Consider the following 16,416-nt stretch of genomic DNA (forward strand, 5'->3'; position numbering starts at 1 on the left):
ACACGTGCAGCTGACGGATACTAATCGATCGAGGACTTAACCTTAAAGTTATGAAGTACGGTTGAACTTGAGTTCAGCGACAATGTTGGTTTTATCCGGTTTTGAGCGAACAAAATGATTTATTTTGAAAAAACGCTTGATTTATTCACCAGATTTGATATAATAAATCTTGTCTTGTGAAAAATAGTCCAGTGATGATGGCGAAGAGGTCACACCCGTTCCCATACCGAACACGGAAGTTAAGCTCTTCAGCGCTGATGGTAGTAGGGGGCTTCCCCCTGTGAGAGTAAGACGTCGCTGGGCTGTCATTTCTAAAATGACCGTGATGAGTGGAAAACACTTATTGCAGCATTATTCCGCAGTAGCTCAGTGGTAGAGCAATCGGCTGTTAACCGATCGGTCGTAGGTTCGAATCCTACCTGCGGAGCCAATTGGAGAGCTGTCCGAGTGGCCGAAGGAGCACGATTGGAAATCGTGTATACGCTAACCGCGTATCAAGGGTTCAAATCCCTTGCTCTCCGCCAGATTTATTACCTACTTACATATGGCCCCTTGGTCAAGCGGTTAAGACACCGCCCTTTCACGGCGGTAACACGGGTTCGAATCCCGTAGGGGTCACCATTTTACTAAAATGGTTAATCGCAGCTCCCGTTAAAATTGGGAGAAGCGAGCAGAACAAGGAAGCGATTGAGAGAGGGAAGGAGCGTACAAAACAGTACGTGACTGACCGAGCGAATGAAGCTGACGCAGTAATGAGAAGCTTATCGCAATTTTAACTTGGAGGATTAGCTCAGCTGGGAGAGCACCTGCCTTACAAGCAGGGGGTCGGCGGTTCGAACCCGTCATCCTCCACCATAATTTCTTAAACAGAATGCGTAGGATATAAAGTTCCTACAACTAACATTATCGCGGGGTGGAGCAGTGGTAGCTCGTCGGGCTCATAACCCGAAGGTCGCAGGTTCAAATCCTGCCCCCGCAACCAAAAGGTCCCGTGGTGTAGCGGTTAACATGCCTGCCTGTCACGCAGGAGATCGCCGGTTCGATCCCGGTCGGGACCGCCATTTTTATGTGGCTCAGTAGCTCAGTCGGTAGAGCAAAGGACTGAAAATCCTTGTGTCGGCGGTTCGATTCCGTCCTGAGCCACCATTTTATTTTAATAATGTTGCCGGTGTAGCTCAGTTGGTAGAGCAACTGACTTGTAATCAGTAGGTCGTGGGTTCGACTCCTATCGCCGGCACCATGCTCTTGGTGGGGTAGCGAAGTGGCTAAACGCGGCGGACTGTAAATCCGCTCCCTCCGGGTTCGGCGGTTCGAATCCGTCCCCCACCACCATTTTTTACAGGGGCATAGTTTAACGGTAGAATAGAGGTCTCCAAAACCTTTGGTGTGGGTTCGATTCCTACTGCCCCTGCCATTTCTGTTTAAACCAATACTATGGCGGTCGTGGCGAAGTGGTTAACGCATCGGATTGTGGTTCCGACACTCGGGGGTTCGATTCCCCTCGTCCGCCCCATTCTATGCAGTCTGCAATTTTAAAAATATTATTATGGCGGTCGTGGCGAAGTGGTTAACGCATCGGATTGTGGTTCCGACATTCGGGGGTTCGATTCCCCTCGTCCGCCCCATCTATACTTTGGGGTATAGCCAAGCGGTAAGGCAACGGACTTTGACTCCGTCATTCGTTGGTTCGAATCCAGCTACCCCAGTTATGCGGAAGTAGTTCAGTGGTAGAATACGACCTTGCCAAGGTCGGGGTCGCGGGTTCGAATCCCGTCTTCCGCTCCAACTTTCTTACGGCGGCATAGCCAAGCGGTAAGGCACGGGTCTGCAACACCCTTACCACCGGTTCGATTCCGGTTGCCGCCTCCATACTTCATGTATGTCGTAAGTAAATTTTTATTATGCCCGAGTGGTGGAATGGCAGACACGTCGCACTCAAAATGCGATGCCGCGAGGCGTGCCGGTTCAAGTCCGGCCTCGGGTATCCACAAGAAAAGATGCAACCTTGGTTGCATCTTTTCTCTTTTCCGTTTTGGGAATTGATTCAAACAACAACGCTCCTTCCGCTTTCACGGATAGGAGCGTTTTCTATGGAATGGAGTTATAACCTGAATGGGTCGGTTTTCTTTAGTAAGAGGGAAGGGTTCTTTTGATCAACCACATAGCAGGAAGCTTCCCCTCCGCTAATGGACGTGAACATATTACCGCATGCTGTTGTCAATTGCAGCGCTTCCTCCCGGGCCATTGAAGGACGTATAAAAAGTACATGCATTGCTTCTATTGACTCTTCGGTGACCGCCGTTCTGACAGAGTCTACATAAGGGCTGCCGAAAGGGCTGTAATCGTCTTTCAATTGAAGAATGTGGTTCAATGAATTGAAGCGGCCGTTCAAACCGTCGTAACCTTCATCTTCCCCTCCCACGGTCAAGTGGATATCTCCGACGATTTTAGTAAGATCGTAAATGCCCGCTGGAATTTCGTATTGCAGGGAGAAGAATGTATTGAGATCGACCGCTGTATGTACTGTCTGCAAGTAATTCTGTTTTTTGATCCTTCTGTATAGGGCTTCCACAGATGGGCGGTATCGATTAGGGTCTGCCCCAAAAGTTTTCCAAGTCTCACGCCATTCTTTGACTCCTTGGAAATCCGTTAATGGTTTCTTGTCCAATTCGAAATAGAGCTGTTCCTGGAATAATTGGAGCCTTCCTTTTAGCATTTGGGGAGATTCAGACACGGTAATTTTGGTATAATGGATAATGCCCAATTTCAAGCTGGGCACCTGTTGAAAGAGATTTTTATCAATAGTTATTTTCATTCACATCACCTTTGTCATCATTTTATTAATAATCCTATCATAAAGGAGGCGGAACGTTGTGAATGTCGCTCAGTTACAGTCGTCAATAAAAGAATATGCAGCGAGTATCGGTATCGATAAGATCGGCTTTACGACCGCAGCCCCTTTTCTAGAATTAAAAAACCGTTTGCGGCGTCAGCAGGAATTGGGTTATCAATCCGGTTTCGAGGAAAGCGATGTCGAGAAACGGACGGAACCGCTACTTTTGCTTGATCGCGCCGAAAGCATCATTTCCATAGCCGTCGCCTATCCTTCTAAAATGACAGACGCGCCGAGGGGGAAGAAGGGGGAAAGGCGAGGTATCTTTGCAAGGGCATCTTGGGGGATTGATTACCATCATGTCCTCCGCGAAAAGCTGCAACTTTTGGAAACGTTTATTTCCGAAAAGCTGCCGAATGCACAAATGCGTTCAATGGTGGACACGGGGGAGCTTGTCGACCGGGCTGTTGCCGTAAGGGCGGGAATCGGCTGGTCCGGTAAAAATTGTTCAGTGATCACCCCTGAATTCGGCTCGTATGTCTATCTCGGGGAAATGATTACGAATATCCCATTTGCGCCTGACGTTCCGATGGAGGACCAATGCGGGGATTGTACGCTTTGTTTGGATGCTTGTCCTACGGGCGCCCTCATTCAAGGGGGGCAGCTCAATGCGCAGAGGTGCATTGCCTTTTTGACACAGACGAAGAAGCCGGTTCCCGAGGAATTCCGTGCGAAAATCGGAAACAGGGTCTACGGCTGCGATACTTGCCAAACCGTTTGTCCGAAAAATAAAGGGAAATACAATTTACATCAGCCGGCATTTCAGCCGGAACCTGAATTGGCGAAGCCGCTCCTCTTGCCGATGCTTAGCTTGTCGAATCGTGAATTCAAAGAGACTTACGGTCATATGTCAGGGTCATGGAGAGGGAAGAATCCTATCCAGCGGAATGCCATCCTTGCGCTTGCTCATTTCAAGGATGAGACAGCCGTGCCGACATTGGCAGACCTGCTTGTAAAAGATCCTCGGCCGGTCATCCGGGGAACGGCTGCATGGGCACTCGGACAGATTGGAACGAGCGAAGGCATGGAAGCCGTTGAAATGGCGATGCAGAACGAAGAGGATCCGGATGTGCGGATCGAGATGGAAAAAGTATTGGAAACTAATTGAAGGAAGTGCTGAAATGGCGATACATGTCGCATTATTTGAACCACTGATTCCAGCGAATACCGGGAACATCGCCCGGACATGTGCAGGGACAGGAACGAAGCTGCATCTAATCAAACCGCTTGGATTTTCCACTGATGATAAAATGCTTAAGCGTGCAGGCCTTGATTATTGGCAATACGTTGATATTACGTATCATGAGGGCATTCAGGAGTTTCTGGAAGCATTTCCGCAAGCACAGTTTTTCTTCATTACAAAATTCGGGGAGAAGACCTACTCGGACTTTGATTTTTCGGACCCATCCAAAGATGTCTTTTTCGTTTTCGGAAAAGAGACGACCGGATTGCCTGATGAAGTGATTGAGCGGAACAAAGAGACTTGTCTGCGCATCCCGATGAACGATCATATCAGATCATTGAACCTGTCTAACACGGCAGCAATCCTCATATACGAAGCCTTGCGCCAACAGTCATTTTTAGAGTTGAAATAAAAAAACGGGACAGCCATTCAAGGCATGTCCCGTTTTTATTAATTCTTATTTTTTCACTTTACCTGGTTTATCTTCGTATCCACCTGTGAGAATCGCTGATAGGAATGCAAAGCAAACGCCCATGATAAGGATTAGTTTCATCAGATGTACCTCCTGTAAAATCATTAGTCCTTCATACAGTATACCCCAAACCATTATAAATTGAAATGACTGTACCTAAAAATTGTGTCAATCCGATTAACATTGAAATTCCTTCATTCGTCAAAGATACGGATTCAAGGTACAATGAAAGAAAACCTACTAGGAGGAATGCAGAATGAATATATTCGATGGCATGGTGACACTATCGAACGGCGTAAATATGCCCCAGCTTGGTCTTGGGGTATATAAGATGACTGATTCCGAAGAGACGATACGGGCGATCTCGTATGCCCTGGAGGTAGGCTGCAAGGCTATTGACACAGCCGCGATCTATGAGAATGAGAAAGAGACGGGCGAGGCAATCCGGCAATCGGGGATTCCTCGGGACCAGCTGTTCATCACGTCAAAAGTATGGAACACCGACCAAGGGTATGACGCTACACTAAGAGCGTTTGAAGCCTCTTTGGAAAGGCTCGGAATGGACTATTTGGATCTGTATTTGACCCACTGGCCTGTTGCGGATAAATTCGTGGATACATACCGTGCAATTGAGCGCCTTTACGAAGAAAAACTGATCCGGGCAACAGGCGTATCCAATCATCATATCCATCACCTTGAGGAAGTCTTCAATGTTGCCAATGTGAAGCCGATGGTGAATCAGATTGAATTGCATCCGCGCCTCACACAGGAGCCTTTGCGAAACTTCTGCAATGAACATGGCATCGCCGTCACTTCATGGTCGCCTCTGGCTAGGGGACAGCTCATGGAGGAGCCGACGTTGCAGCAGATCGGATTGACGTATGGGAAGACTCCCGCGCAAGTCATCATTCGATGGCATTTGCAGCATGGATTGATTGTCATTCCTAAGTCGGTGACGCCGGCACGGATCCTTTCAAATATCAGTGTGAATGACTTCGAGCTGACGCCGGAGGATATGATGAAGATCGATGCATTGAATCGCGATGAGCGGACGGGAACAAATCCCGAGAAGTTCGACGAAGAATGAATAGATCTATCAATAGAAAAAACCGCGGAATAGGATCCGCGGTTTTTCATTTGAGTTCAATTGTTGTCTGTTCTTCTGTAAATGGATGCTTGAAGGAAACTTTCTTCGCAATCAATCGATAGTTCCCATCTGCAGTTTCGCTCCCGCCATAAAGTGTATCGCCTATGACAGGATGCCCGATATGGGAAAAGTGGACGCGGATCTGATGGGTCCTTCCTGTTTCCAGACTTGCTTCCACGACTGTCGCCTCATCGTCCCGTTCAATGACTCGGAACCGGGTGACAGCATCCTGACCGCCAGGGGAGACCCGGCGCCTAGTTGGATGATGGCGATCCCGTCCTATCGGGTATTGAAGCGTCCCTCTCATCCGTTTTAATCGGCCATCGACTTCTGCATGATAGATGCGCGTGATGGCACGTTCCTCGATCATCCTGTCGAAAAGCGCTTTTGCAATCGGATGCTTCGCAACGAGGACAATCCCTTCCGTCCCTTTGTCGAGGCGGTGGATATGCTCGGCATAGGCGCCGCCGTTCCTTGCGACATGGGCAATGATGGCATTCATGAACGTCCCGCCTTCATCCTGTTCATCGGGATGGATGGCCATTCCAGCAGGCTTCAGACCGGCGATGAGATGTTCATCCTCGAATAGGATTGGAACTGTGGCATGTTCATCCGGCTTGTAAGATGATGCGGCATCGTTGAAATGAAAGACGAGTTCGGTCCCTGCTTCCAAGGGAGTCCTCCACTCGAGAGGTTGTCCGTCTGGATCCGTGACCGCTTTATCCATCCGTAATTGATGAACGATCTTTTTGCCGGCTTTCCAATCATCCCGAAGAAGCTCCTCAATTGTCTGTCCGTCCCGGATCATCCGGTAACGGAAGGCTGTAATCAACTTATCTGTCATTTTTTATCGTACTCATCAAAGAAGGCTCGGATATTTTCATCCACCGGTTCTGGCGGCAATCCAACCGAGCGGGAAACTTCTTTTCCATCTTCATAATGGATGAGTGTAGGCCATGATGTGATGCCGTACGGCTGCGATTCACTTGGAAACTCCAGCATATTGTATTGATACACATGGATCCCTTTCTCTTTCGCAATCGGCATGAGGATCGGCGTCATCTGCATGCAATACGGACATTCAGGAGAAAAGAAGTACGCAGTGACGGACTCTCCGGAAGAGACCTTTTCGTATAGTTCATCTGGTAGGACGATATTGCTGTAATTTTCATTGCCAAGCAAATCGATCGTTGCTTGTTTAAGTTTCTTAGTACCATATGGATTGTCCTTCAGCTTTTCTTTGTTCGCTTGGTTGTTCAATACGATGATTAACGCGAAGATGGCGACGATGACACCGCCGATGATCAGTAATTTCTTCAATTTAGTTAGACTCCTTTTGCCATTTCAATAAGAAGAGGCTTGTAATGAGGATCAGCACGAATGCCGTCAAAGCCATGAACGGGATAGTGATGAAACCAAGGTAATTCACATACTGGCCCGTACAGGAAACATTTCCGCAAGCCGGTGCGCTGTCTTGCAGAAAACTCAGTTTCTGGAGTCCATAATGGTATAGTGAAATGGAACCCCCGACAATCGAAAAGACGGCTGTCGTCAATGCAATTTTAGCGTTTTTCTGAAATAAAGCGACACCTGTCATCAAAACAATCGGATACATAAGGATGCGTTGATACCAGCATAGAGTGCAAGGTTCATAACCCCTTATGAGGGAAAAGTACAAAGATCCGAATGTTGCGATGAGAGAAATAGTAAAAATGAAAACAAGGCCATTCTCCAACCGTTTGTGCATATTGTCAACTCCTGTTTCTACGACTCCACTTTGATTATACGGTGTGGGTGTATTCATGTAAAATAATCGGAACCACATGACTTTTCATAGATGATTATGGGTAGATATTATGTAGAAAGGGTGAACTTTGGATGAGTGAAGAAATTGATTTATCATCATTTGAAATGAGCATGATCATCCGCGAGATGAAAGAGGATGACATCGAAAAGATATTAAGAATGCAAGAGGTGTGCTTCCCCGGCATGGAGCCTTGGGAGGAGGAACATTTGAAAAGCCATCTGTCCATCTTTCCGGAAGGGCAGTTCGTCGCTGAGCTCGATGGGGAAATCATCGGTTCCTGTTCAAGCTTGATCATCAATTTTGATGAATATGATGACCGCCACTCCTGGGACGATATTTCCGCAAAAGGCTATATTACGAATCATAACCCTGAAGGATACAATCTGTACGGAATCGAAGTGATGGTCCATCCTGACTACCGCAGGATGAAGGTCGGACAACGGCTGTATGATGCGAGGAAAGAGCTTGTAGAGCGGCTGAATTTGAAATCAATCATCATCGGCGGCAGGATACCGAATTATCATCGGTACGCTGCTGAAATGTCTGCGCGCGAATACGTGGAGGCAGTGACGCGGCATAAAATCTACGACCCTGTCCTCACATTCCAGCTATTGAATGATTTCACGCTAATGCGAATCAATCCGAATTACTTGCCCGACGATAAAGCTTCCAAACGATACGCGACGCTGATGGAATGGAATAATGTCGATTATAAGGCGACGACGAAACGGCATTATAAGACAAGCTATCCGGTCCGCATTTGCGTCGTCCAATATTTGATGAGGAAAATATCGTCGTTCGAGGAAATGGCGAACCAATGTGAATACTTTGTGGACGTCGCGTCAGATGCATATTCGGATTTCGTCGTCTTCCCTGAAATCTTTACGACACAGCTCATGTCCTTCCTGGACGAGCCGTCGCCAAGCAGGGCAGTGCGCAAGATGACGGAATATACGCCGCAGTACATCGAATTGTTCACAAATCTTGCTGTCCGCTACAATGTGAACATTATCGGCGGCTCCCATTTCGTCGAGGAAGAGGATGAGGAGATTTACAATATCGCCTACCTTTTCAGAAGGGATGGGTCGATCGAGAAGCAATACAAGATCCATATTACGCCGAATGAACGGAAATGGTGGGGGATCAGCCAAGGCGATGAAATCAAGGTGTTTGATACCGACTGCGGAAAAATCGCGATCCAAGTCTGTTATGACATCGAGTTTCCGGAGCTTGCGCGAATCGCTACTGATAAGGGAGCGAATATCATCTTCACCCCGTTCTGTACGGAAGACCGACAAGGATATCTGCGCGTCCGTTATTGTGCACAAGCACGCGCGATTGAAAACCAGATCTACACAGTCATTTCCGGGACAGTCGGCAATTTGCCGCAAACGGAAAATATGGATATCCAATATGCGCAATCAGCCATCTTTTCTCCATCCGATTTCGAATTTGCGAGGGATGGAATTGTAGGAGAAACGAATGCCAATTTGGAGATGGTCCTGATTGGGGATGTCGATCTCGAGATATTGCGCCGCCAGCGCCAGGATGGAACGGTGAAGCAGCTGAAGGATCGGCGACATGATGTTTACCGGGTCGTTTATAAGAAAGATCAGTGAAATCAAAAACGGCATCTCCCGCAGATAGAGGGAGATGCCGTTTTCATTTACGTCTAGACTCCGGGCGCCAGAAGCTCGGGTCATAAGTCAAAGCTGCTATGTGGCAAAAAGCGCCACGCCGCATCTTCGCCATATGCCCGTCGCCTCTAGGCAGGCGCCCTGCGCTTTTGTTATGATTCAACTTGCAAGTCAGCTGATCCATTCGTTTTTTCATTCTTCATCGCTTCCAAGTAAAGGATATGATGTCCTTCCACGTCCTTCACGGTGAACTCATACCCTTGTTCAATGATCTTTTCACCAGGGACCGCTTCGAAACGTTCGGACATGAACCATCCGCCGATCGTGTCGATATCCTCTTCATCGATATCGATGTCAAGGACGTCATTCACGTTTTCAATTAACATTTTCGCGTCCAATATATAATGGTTTTCATTGATCATCTGCACTTCAGGCACTTCGTCCATATCGAACTCATCCTGGATTTCTCCGACAATCTCTTCTAAAATATCTTCGATTGTCACGAGTCCGGAAGTTCCTCCGTATTCATCCATAAGAATGGCCATATGGATCCGTTCACGTTGGATTTTCAGCAATAGATCGCCGATCGCCATCGTTTCGATGACACGGATGATCGGTTGCATATATTCACTGACAGGCTGATCTCCCGTTGAAGGGTCTTTGATGAACGCCGTCAGCAAGTTTTTCATATTTACCAAGCCGATGACATGGTCCTTGTCGCCATCCGTGACAGGGTATCGTGTAAATTGCTCAACGCCCATCATTTCGAACATTTCACGCAATGTGACGTCTTTTTCAATCGTCATCATTTCGGTACGCGGCACCATAATCTCTTTCGCGACCCGGTCGTCGAACTCGAAAATCTTATTGACGAATTTATATTCCGACTGGTTGATTTCCCCGCCCTTTAGGCTGTCGGTCAGAATCAGTCTCAGCTCATCCTCGGAGTGAACCATTTCCGTTTCCGAAGCCGCTTTGAAACCGAATAGGCGGATGATGGAACGTGCTGCTCCATTCATCCCTTTAATGACAGGGAACATGAGGAAATAAAATAATATGAGCGGTTTCGCTGATGCGAGCGTAATGGCTTCCGCCCGTTGAATTGCGATCGTTTTAGGAGCCAATTCACCAACTACCACATGTAAAAATGTTACGACAGTAAATGCAATGATGAAAGATAGGATTGTCGCAGCATGCGGGGCAATTTCAAAATGGGAGAAAACCGGTTTCATAAGCAGTTTTACGGTTGGTTCACCAAGCATACCAAGTCCTAAAGCCGTTATCGTAATGCCCAATTGACAGGCTGATAAATATTCGTCAAGATTGCTGATGACTTTTTTTGCTGTGATCGCCCGGCGGTTTCCTTCCGCGACAAGCTGGTTGATCCGCGTTGTTCGTACTTTCACTATTGCAAATTCACTCGCAACAAAAAATGCGGTGAGTGCGATCAAGGCAGCAAAGGCTGCCAATCGTATGGCAATGTCCAAATAAGTTTACTTTGCTCCGCGCCCGAATGAGGGGTAGAACAAAGTGCACACCTCCTGTAAGGTTAAAATGGTTAGTTAAGATAATAATAAATTATTTACAAGAAAAAAACAAATGGTATTGCCTAAGTTTTGTATACTAGATGAAGTACGTTTGGAGGTGTCGGTGTGAAGAAGCAGAATAATGCATTAGAGATTTTGCGAACATCCCTGCTGCTTGGGCTGACGTCTTTCGGCGGTCCCGCAGCCCATATCGGTTATTTCCGGGATGAATATGTGAAGAAAAAGAAATGGCTCGACGATAAAATGTATGCGGATATCGTTGCATTATGCCAGTTCCTTCCCGGTCCAGCAAGCTCGCAAGTCGGGATTGCGATCGGGTTGATGCGAGGAGGTTTACTTGGCGGAATCTTTTCCTGGATCGGGTTCACGTTGCCGTCGGTGTTGCTGTTAATGGCATTTGCCTGGCTTATTTCCTCAACAGCAACGTTCGATATCGGATGGATCAAAGGATTGAAAATTGTCGCGGTCGCCGTCGTTGCGCATGCATTGGTCGGTATGAGCAAGTCATTGACCCCCGACCTGCCTAGAATAACAGTGGCACTTGTCGCGGCTGTCCTGACATTATTGATTCCGACTGCGGTTGGACAAATCGCCATCATCGTTGGCGCGGGGTTCATCGGTTATGCGATTTATCGGAAGGAAAAGGCGCCGAAGCCCGAATCAATTGATCTGTCATTTGGCAAGAGGACGGGAGTGGCGGCATGGACGATTTTTCTCCTGCTGCTCATCATCGTTCCCGCAATCAGGTCTTTCATTGAAAATACGTTCATTGCGATATTTGATATTTTCTATCGGGTCGGGTCAATTGTTTTTGGCGGAGGGCATGTCGTATTGCCGATGCTGGAACGGGAAGTCGTGCCGGCCGGCTGGATGGATGCCGAGACGTTCATCGCAGGATACGGTGCGGCACAAGCAGTACCTGGACCTCTCTTCACGCTGTCCGGGTATTTGGGACAGCTGATGAATGGACCTTCCGGAGCTGCGGTTGCGGTGATTGCCATGTTCCTGCCATCATTCCTGTTAGTGATCGGTACATTGCCATTTTGGTCCGCCATCCGTTCGAAGCCTGGCATTCAGGCGGCGTTGAAAGGCGTGAATGCTGCAGTTGTCGGGATTTTACTTGCTGCTTTGTATGATCCGGTTTTCACAAGTTCCATCGGTCATCCGGCAGATTTCGGGATCGCAATTATCGCTTTCGGTCTTTTAATGTATTACAAAATGGCGCCGTGGCTAGTTGTGTTCATCACGGCGGCTTTAGGCGCTCTATCCCATTTATTGATAGGGTGAATATGGTGAGCGTTTCGTGCATACAATGAAGAATGCCAGGAAGACTTCTCCTGGCATGCCTGTATTGAAACAATCTTTTTAAATATGTAGAAATGTATTGACAAATTGAAATTATCAGTGGTACTGTTGAATTATTCGAAAATCGAAATAGTGAGGAAGGTGCGGGAAATGCAAAGAGTCCTTTTTATCAAACAACAACCAAATATGATTTCCGTGCTGACCTGCTCTTTCTCTAGTCTATGAAATTTACCGGGGCGGCATGACTTAGTCGTCCCTTTTTCTGAGCACACGCTTATAGGAGGCGTGTGCCTTTTTTGTCTTTGGAATGAATTTCCGGTGTTTCCACGCAAAACGTGTGAAATATAAAAAAAATGAGGGAAAGGAGTGCTGATCATGCAAATTGTCAATCAGCAACGGAAACTATTAAAGAAGGAATCTCTAGAGAGTGGATAGTTTATAGAATTGAAGGAAGAAGGTTGAAATTATGTTTTCGGTTTTATTCAAATTAAAGTGGTTTTTCAAAGAAAATCGCAAAAGGTACACGGTTGCACTCGTTTTATTAATGATGACAAATGTGCTTGTCATTTTGCCGCCATGGCTAATCGGTAAGGCGATTGACACGATTTATACGCAGACGATGACGACGCATTTGCTTGCACTGTTCATCGGTGCGATGTTTCTCATCATGCTTTTTTCATATGTCGGGAACTTCGTCTGGCAATACCAGCTCTTCGGCGGGGCCTACGTCATTGAAAGGCAATTGAGGACCAGGCTCATGCGCCATTTCCTTAAAATGACGCCGACGTTTTATGAGAAAAATAAAACAGGCGACCTGATGGCGCGTTCGACGAATGACCTCCGGGCGATTTCAGAGACGGCAGGCTTCGGGATCATGACGCTCGTCGACTCGACTTTGTATTTAGGCACACTCATCATCACGATGGGGTTCGTCGTCTCATGGAAGCTGACGCTGGCAGCGATTCTGCCGTTGCCGATTTTGGCTTTCATTTTGCAAGTGCTCGGAAAGAAGATCCATGAACGGTATATGACGGCCCAAGAGGCATTCGGAGAATTGAATGATAATGTACTCGAGGCTGTGGCGGGTGTACGGGTCGTCCGTGCTTATGTGCAAGAACGTGCTTCGGAGCAACGGTTTGCGGATATGACGGAAGACGTGTACAAGAAGAATATGCATGTTGAAAAGATTGACGCGCTGTTTATGCCGTTTTCGAAAGTGTTGACGGCATTGACGTATATGATTGGGCTTGGGTATGGGGCCTATTTAGTGTCGGCGGGTGAAATGACGCTAGGGAATCTTGTCACGTTCAACGTTTACTTAGGAATGATCGTATGGCCGATGTTTGCAATCGGCGAATTGATCAACGTGTTGCAGCGCGGGAATGCGTCCTTGGACCGCGTCATGGAGACGCTCAATTATGAGGAAGATGTAAAAGATCCTGATGAGCCGGCAGACATCGATAAGCCGGAAAGTGTCGGCTTCAACGATGTCAGCTTCACATACCCGATGTCGCACGCGGTCAATTTGGATCATATCGAACTCCAGTTGGACCGGGGGCAGACGCTCGGCATCGTCGGGAAGACGGGAAGCGGGAAGACGACGTTCGTCAAGCAGTTGCTGCGTGAATACCCGGCAGGCGATGGGGAAATCGTCTTCTCGGATGTTGCCCTTCAGTCATTGAAGAAGGATCAAGTCCGCGATTGGATCGGCTATGTGCCGCAAGACCATGTGCTCTTCTCTCGTTCCGTCCGGGATAACATCCTGTTCGGACGTCCGGAAGCTACGGAAGAAGATATTGCGGAATCCATCCGCTTATCCTATTTCGAAAAAGATTTGCAGATGTTGCCTGCGGGATTGGATACATTGGTCGGTGAAAAGGGTGTTGCATTATCAGGTGGCCAAAAGCAACGGATTTCAATTGCCCGTGCGCTCGTGAAAAATCCTGAAATCCTCATCTTGGACGACTCGCTGTCAGCAGTCGACGCGAAGACGGAAGCGAAAATCATCGAGAACATCCAGTCGGAACGTTCAGGGAAAACGACCATCATTACGACGCATCGATTATCCGCCATCCAGCATGCAGACTGGATCATCGTGCTCGATGACGGGCGTGTCATTGAAGAAGGAAGACATGAAGACTTGCTTGCGAAGAACGGATGGTATAAAGAGCAATTCGACCGCCAGCAGATCGGGGAGGTTGAATAAGATGGGTACCGGAAAACGTTTAGTGCAGTATGCACTTGATTATAAGAAGCTTTTAATTACAGGAATCATCCTTCTCGCCTTCGCTGTGGCAGCGGACTTGATGGGACCGATGATTGCGAAGAAGATCATTGACGATCATATTGCGACGTCAGTTGATAAAACAATTAACTTTACACCGATTGCCAAGCTGTTAGCTGTGTTTTTCAGTTTGGCGGTCGTAACGGCCATCTTGCGGTATTTCCAATATTTATTGCTGCAAAATGCGGCAAACCGGATTATCCAGAAGATGCGGAACGAATTGTATGGGCATATCCAGACGCTGCCGATCCGTTATTTCGATAATTTGCCGGCGGGGAAAGTCGTCGCGCGGATTACGAATGATACGGAAGCGATCCGGAATTTGTATGTGACGGTCGTTTCGCAGTTTGCGATTAGCGGCATGTATATGCTAGGAATCTTCATCGCGCTCTTCTATTTGGATCCGAAAATGGGAGCTATCACGCTATTCGTCTTGCCAGTTCTATATATTTGGATGAAGTTATATAGAAGATTCGCGGCAAAGGTGAATCACATCATCCGGAGCAAAAACAGTGAGATGAACGCGATGATCAATGAATCGATCAACGGCATGACGATCATCCAGGCGTTCCGCCGGGAAAAGCAGATGGATGGCGAATTCAATGAATTGAATGATGAGCATTATAAGTATCAAAGCAAATTATTGAAAGTTGAAGCGGCGACGTCCCACAACCTTGTCGACATCATCCGCTCATTGGCTTTCGTCTTTCTGATCTGGTATTTCGGCGGTGCATCGCTGTCGGCGGAGAGCGTCATTTCTGTCGGTATGCTGTACGCATTCGTCGATTATATTACACGGTTGTTCAACCCGATTACGGGAGTCGTCAACCAGTTTGCGCGACTTGAGCATTCGCTTGTCGCCGCTGAGCGCGTGTTTAGTTTGATGGATCGCCAAGGAGAACCGGTGAGCGATGAAAAGATTGCTCGTTACCGGGGGAATGTCAGATTCGAGAAAGTCTGGTTCGCTTATAAAGATGAGGAATATGTGCTGAAGGACATTTCCTTCGAGGCAAAGCAAGGGGAGACCGTCGCGCTTGTCGGCCATACAGGCTCCGGGAAAAGCTCCATCATGAACTTGTTATTCCGTTTCTATGATGTATCGAAAGGGAAAATCACGATTGATGGAATGAATATCGGGAATATGTCGCGCCAGACGATACGCGATCATATGGGAATCGTCTTGCAGGATCCATATTTATTCAGCGGAACGGTGGAGTCCAACATCAGCTTGGGCGATGCACGAATTTCGCGTGAAAAAGTCCAGGAGGCGCTTGACGCGGTCGGCGGCGACAGGGTGCTGAAGCATTTGCCTGGCGGGATTGACGAGCCGGTCGTGGAAAAGGGCAGCACGCTGTCATCCGGCCAGCGTCAGTTGATTTCATTCGCACGTGCACTTGCCTTCGACCCGGCGATCTTGATATTGGACGAAGCGACTTCCAATATCGATACGGAAACCGAGGAGATCATCCAGCATGCGATGGACGTGTTGAAGAAAGGGCGGACAACGTTTATTATCGCCCACCGTTTGTCTACGATAAAAAATGCGGACCGGATTTTAGTATTGGACCGCGGCGAAATCGTCGAGCAAGGCAATCACGATGAATTGCTCGCGCTCGGCGGACAATATGCACAGATGTATAAATTGCAGGCTGGGAACGGCTCGAAAGTTGGTTGAAATCTAAATCGGAACTGTCACGGAAAGTCGGGAAGATGACTTTCTGTGACAGTTTTTTTGTAGTTGAGATGGTTGTGTGTCCAAAGTATGTCGCCTCGCGCTCAAGGCGTGTCGTTCTGCGCTCAATACGGGCCATTCCGCGCTCAAAGCAAGTCGACCTGCCGAGTTTATTGAAACTTTAACAGTTCCGAGCCGTAAATGTGAATAGAAACTGTTCAGAAAATATAGCAGCTATATAGAAGAAATGAGGAGATTATAGTGGCGAATTTAAAAGTGACTGAATGCCCGAAATGCGGCAGTCACGAGATCGGGAGAGGTAAGCAATCAGGATATGCTGGAGTGACACCTTACGAGAGAATGGGATTCAACCATAGTATGGTGCATCTAATTTGCACGGATTGCGGATGGATTGTTGGAAGCTACGTGGAAAACCCAAAAGCTTTTAAAAAGACAGTAAGTGATTACA

Annotated in this window: 12 protein-coding genes, 16 tRNA genes and 1 rRNA gene; 24 read left to right on the plus strand and 5 right to left on the minus strand. The window is 47.6% G+C overall.

The annotated features are described in order from the left end of the window. Positions 1-187: 187 nt before the first annotated feature. From rrf to ACFPTP_RS03885, 17 genes are all read left to right on the plus strand, one after another. A 5S ribosomal RNA gene (gene rrf / locus ACFPTP_RS03805) occupies positions 188-303 on the plus strand. A 52-nt stretch (positions 304-355) separates the two neighbouring features. Continuing rightward, a tRNA-Asn gene (locus ACFPTP_RS03810) sits at positions 356-430 on the plus strand. A 3-nt stretch (positions 431-433) separates the two neighbouring features. Beyond that, positions 434-524 (plus strand) — tRNA-Ser (locus tag ACFPTP_RS03815). A gap of 22 nt (positions 525-546) precedes the next feature. Then, positions 547-621: transfer RNA gene (locus ACFPTP_RS03820), tRNA-Glu, on the plus strand. Between the two features lie 158 nt (positions 622-779). Continuing rightward, positions 780-855, plus strand: a tRNA-Val gene (locus tag ACFPTP_RS03825). A gap of 52 nt (positions 856-907) precedes the next feature. Continuing rightward, a tRNA-Met gene (locus ACFPTP_RS03830) sits at positions 908-982 on the plus strand. A 3-nt stretch (positions 983-985) separates the two neighbouring features. Next, a tRNA-Asp gene (locus ACFPTP_RS03835) sits at positions 986-1,061 on the plus strand. Between the two features lie 9 nt (positions 1,062-1,070). Then, positions 1,071-1,146 (plus strand) — tRNA-Phe (locus tag ACFPTP_RS03840). Between the two features lie 18 nt (positions 1,147-1,164). Then, positions 1,165-1,240: transfer RNA gene (locus ACFPTP_RS03845), tRNA-Thr, on the plus strand. A 7-nt stretch (positions 1,241-1,247) separates the two neighbouring features. After that, positions 1,248-1,332: transfer RNA gene (locus ACFPTP_RS03850), tRNA-Tyr, on the plus strand. Positions 1,333-1,340: 8 nt separating this feature from the next. Then, positions 1,341-1,414: transfer RNA gene (locus ACFPTP_RS03855), tRNA-Trp, on the plus strand. A gap of 23 nt (positions 1,415-1,437) precedes the next feature. Beyond that, a tRNA-His gene (locus ACFPTP_RS03860) sits at positions 1,438-1,513 on the plus strand. Between the two features lie 36 nt (positions 1,514-1,549). Beyond that, a tRNA-His gene (locus ACFPTP_RS03865) sits at positions 1,550-1,625 on the plus strand. Positions 1,626-1,634: 9 nt separating this feature from the next. After that, positions 1,635-1,706 (plus strand) — tRNA-Gln (locus tag ACFPTP_RS03870). A gap of 4 nt (positions 1,707-1,710) precedes the next feature. Next, positions 1,711-1,785, plus strand: a tRNA-Gly gene (locus ACFPTP_RS03875). Between the two features lie 10 nt (positions 1,786-1,795). Beyond that, positions 1,796-1,869: transfer RNA gene (locus ACFPTP_RS03880), tRNA-Cys, on the plus strand. A 34-nt stretch (positions 1,870-1,903) separates the two neighbouring features. Further along, positions 1,904-1,984: transfer RNA gene (locus ACFPTP_RS03885), tRNA-Leu, on the plus strand. 117 nt (positions 1,985-2,101) lie between these two features. Here the strand turns inward: ACFPTP_RS03885 and ACFPTP_RS03890 are convergent. Beyond that, positions 2,102-2,815 carry a B3/B4 domain-containing protein gene (locus ACFPTP_RS03890; RefSeq protein ID WP_381442355.1) on the minus strand — a complete coding sequence of 238 codons (714 nt, stop codon included), beginning with the start codon at positions 2,813-2,815 and terminating at the stop codon, positions 2,102-2,104. A gap of 58 nt (positions 2,816-2,873) precedes the next feature. Between ACFPTP_RS03890 and queG the strand changes: the two genes are divergently transcribed. The 3 genes from queG to ACFPTP_RS03905 all read left to right on the plus strand — a co-directional run bounded on the left by queG (position 2,874) and on the right by ACFPTP_RS03905 (position 5,635). Continuing rightward, positions 2,874-4,001, plus strand: coding sequence for a tRNA epoxyqueuosine(34) reductase QueG (queG, locus tag ACFPTP_RS03895; RefSeq protein WP_381442356.1), 1,128 nt, complete (start codon positions 2,874-2,876; stop codon positions 3,999-4,001). Between the two features lie 13 nt (positions 4,002-4,014). After that, on the plus strand, positions 4,015-4,488 hold the full coding sequence (gene trmL / locus ACFPTP_RS03900; RefSeq protein ID WP_381442357.1) for a tRNA (uridine(34)/cytosine(34)/5-carboxymethylaminomethyluridine(34)-2'-O)-methyltransferase TrmL: 474 nt from the start codon (positions 4,015-4,017) through the stop codon (positions 4,486-4,488). Between the two features lie 316 nt (positions 4,489-4,804). Continuing rightward, positions 4,805-5,635 (plus strand): aldo/keto reductase, encoded by an 831-nt coding sequence (locus tag ACFPTP_RS03905; protein ID WP_381442358.1) that lies wholly within the window; start codon positions 4,805-4,807, stop codon positions 5,633-5,635. A 46-nt stretch (positions 5,636-5,681) separates the two neighbouring features. Here the strand turns inward: ACFPTP_RS03905 and ACFPTP_RS03910 are convergent, their stop codons facing one another. Genes ACFPTP_RS03910 through ACFPTP_RS03920 form a run of 3 tightly spaced genes read right to left on the minus strand, consistent with a single transcriptional unit; the run spans position 5,682 to position 7,442 of the window. Beyond that, positions 5,682-6,539, minus strand: coding sequence for an RluA family pseudouridine synthase (locus tag ACFPTP_RS03910; protein WP_381442359.1), 858 nt, complete (start codon positions 6,537-6,539; stop codon positions 5,682-5,684). Next, positions 6,536-7,015 (minus strand): thioredoxin family protein, encoded by a 480-nt coding sequence (locus ACFPTP_RS03915; protein WP_381442361.1) that lies wholly within the window; start codon positions 7,013-7,015, stop codon positions 6,536-6,538. Before ACFPTP_RS03915 ends, ACFPTP_RS03910 begins: the two co-directional genes overlap by 4 nt. A 1-nt stretch (position 7,016) precedes the next feature. After that, the gene (locus ACFPTP_RS03920; RefSeq protein WP_381442364.1) at positions 7,017-7,442 is read right to left on the minus strand and encodes a disulfide oxidoreductase; all 426 of its coding nucleotides are present in this window, start codon (positions 7,440-7,442) and stop codon (positions 7,017-7,019) included. A 131-nt stretch (positions 7,443-7,573) separates the two neighbouring features. Between ACFPTP_RS03920 and ACFPTP_RS03925 the strand changes: the two genes are divergently transcribed. Further along, positions 7,574-9,121: a GNAT family N-acetyltransferase gene (locus ACFPTP_RS03925; protein WP_381442366.1), complete on the plus strand. Its 1,548-nt coding sequence runs from the start codon at positions 7,574-7,576 to the stop codon at positions 9,119-9,121. A 170-nt stretch (positions 9,122-9,291) separates the two neighbouring features. Here the strand turns inward: ACFPTP_RS03925 and ACFPTP_RS03930 are convergent, their stop codons facing one another. Then, complete coding sequence (locus ACFPTP_RS03930; protein WP_381442367.1) at positions 9,292-10,626, minus strand: hemolysin family protein; 1,335 nt, start codon at positions 10,624-10,626, stop codon at positions 9,292-9,294. 165 nt (positions 10,627-10,791) lie between these two features. Here ACFPTP_RS03930 and chrA point away from each other — a divergent pair, with 165 nt between their 5' ends. From chrA to ACFPTP_RS03945, 3 genes are all read left to right on the plus strand, one after another. After that, a complete protein-coding gene (gene chrA, locus ACFPTP_RS03935) occupies positions 10,792-11,973 on the plus strand; it encodes a chromate efflux transporter (protein ID WP_381442369.1) in 1,182 nt (393 codons plus the stop codon). Between the two features lie 484 nt (positions 11,974-12,457). Next, a complete protein-coding gene (locus ACFPTP_RS03940) occupies positions 12,458-14,197 on the plus strand; it encodes an ABC transporter ATP-binding protein (RefSeq protein ID WP_381442372.1) in 1,740 nt (579 codons plus the stop codon). Between the two features lies 1 nt (position 14,198). Continuing rightward, positions 14,199-15,950 (plus strand): ABC transporter ATP-binding protein, encoded by a 1,752-nt coding sequence (locus tag ACFPTP_RS03945; protein ID WP_381442373.1) that lies wholly within the window; start codon positions 14,199-14,201, stop codon positions 15,948-15,950. Positions 15,951-16,416 lie beyond the last annotated feature (466 nt).

This window comes from Sporosarcina koreensis, from assembly GCF_042655825.1.
GTDB lineage: Bacteria > Bacillota > Bacilli > Bacillales_A > Planococcaceae > Sporosarcina > Sporosarcina koreensis.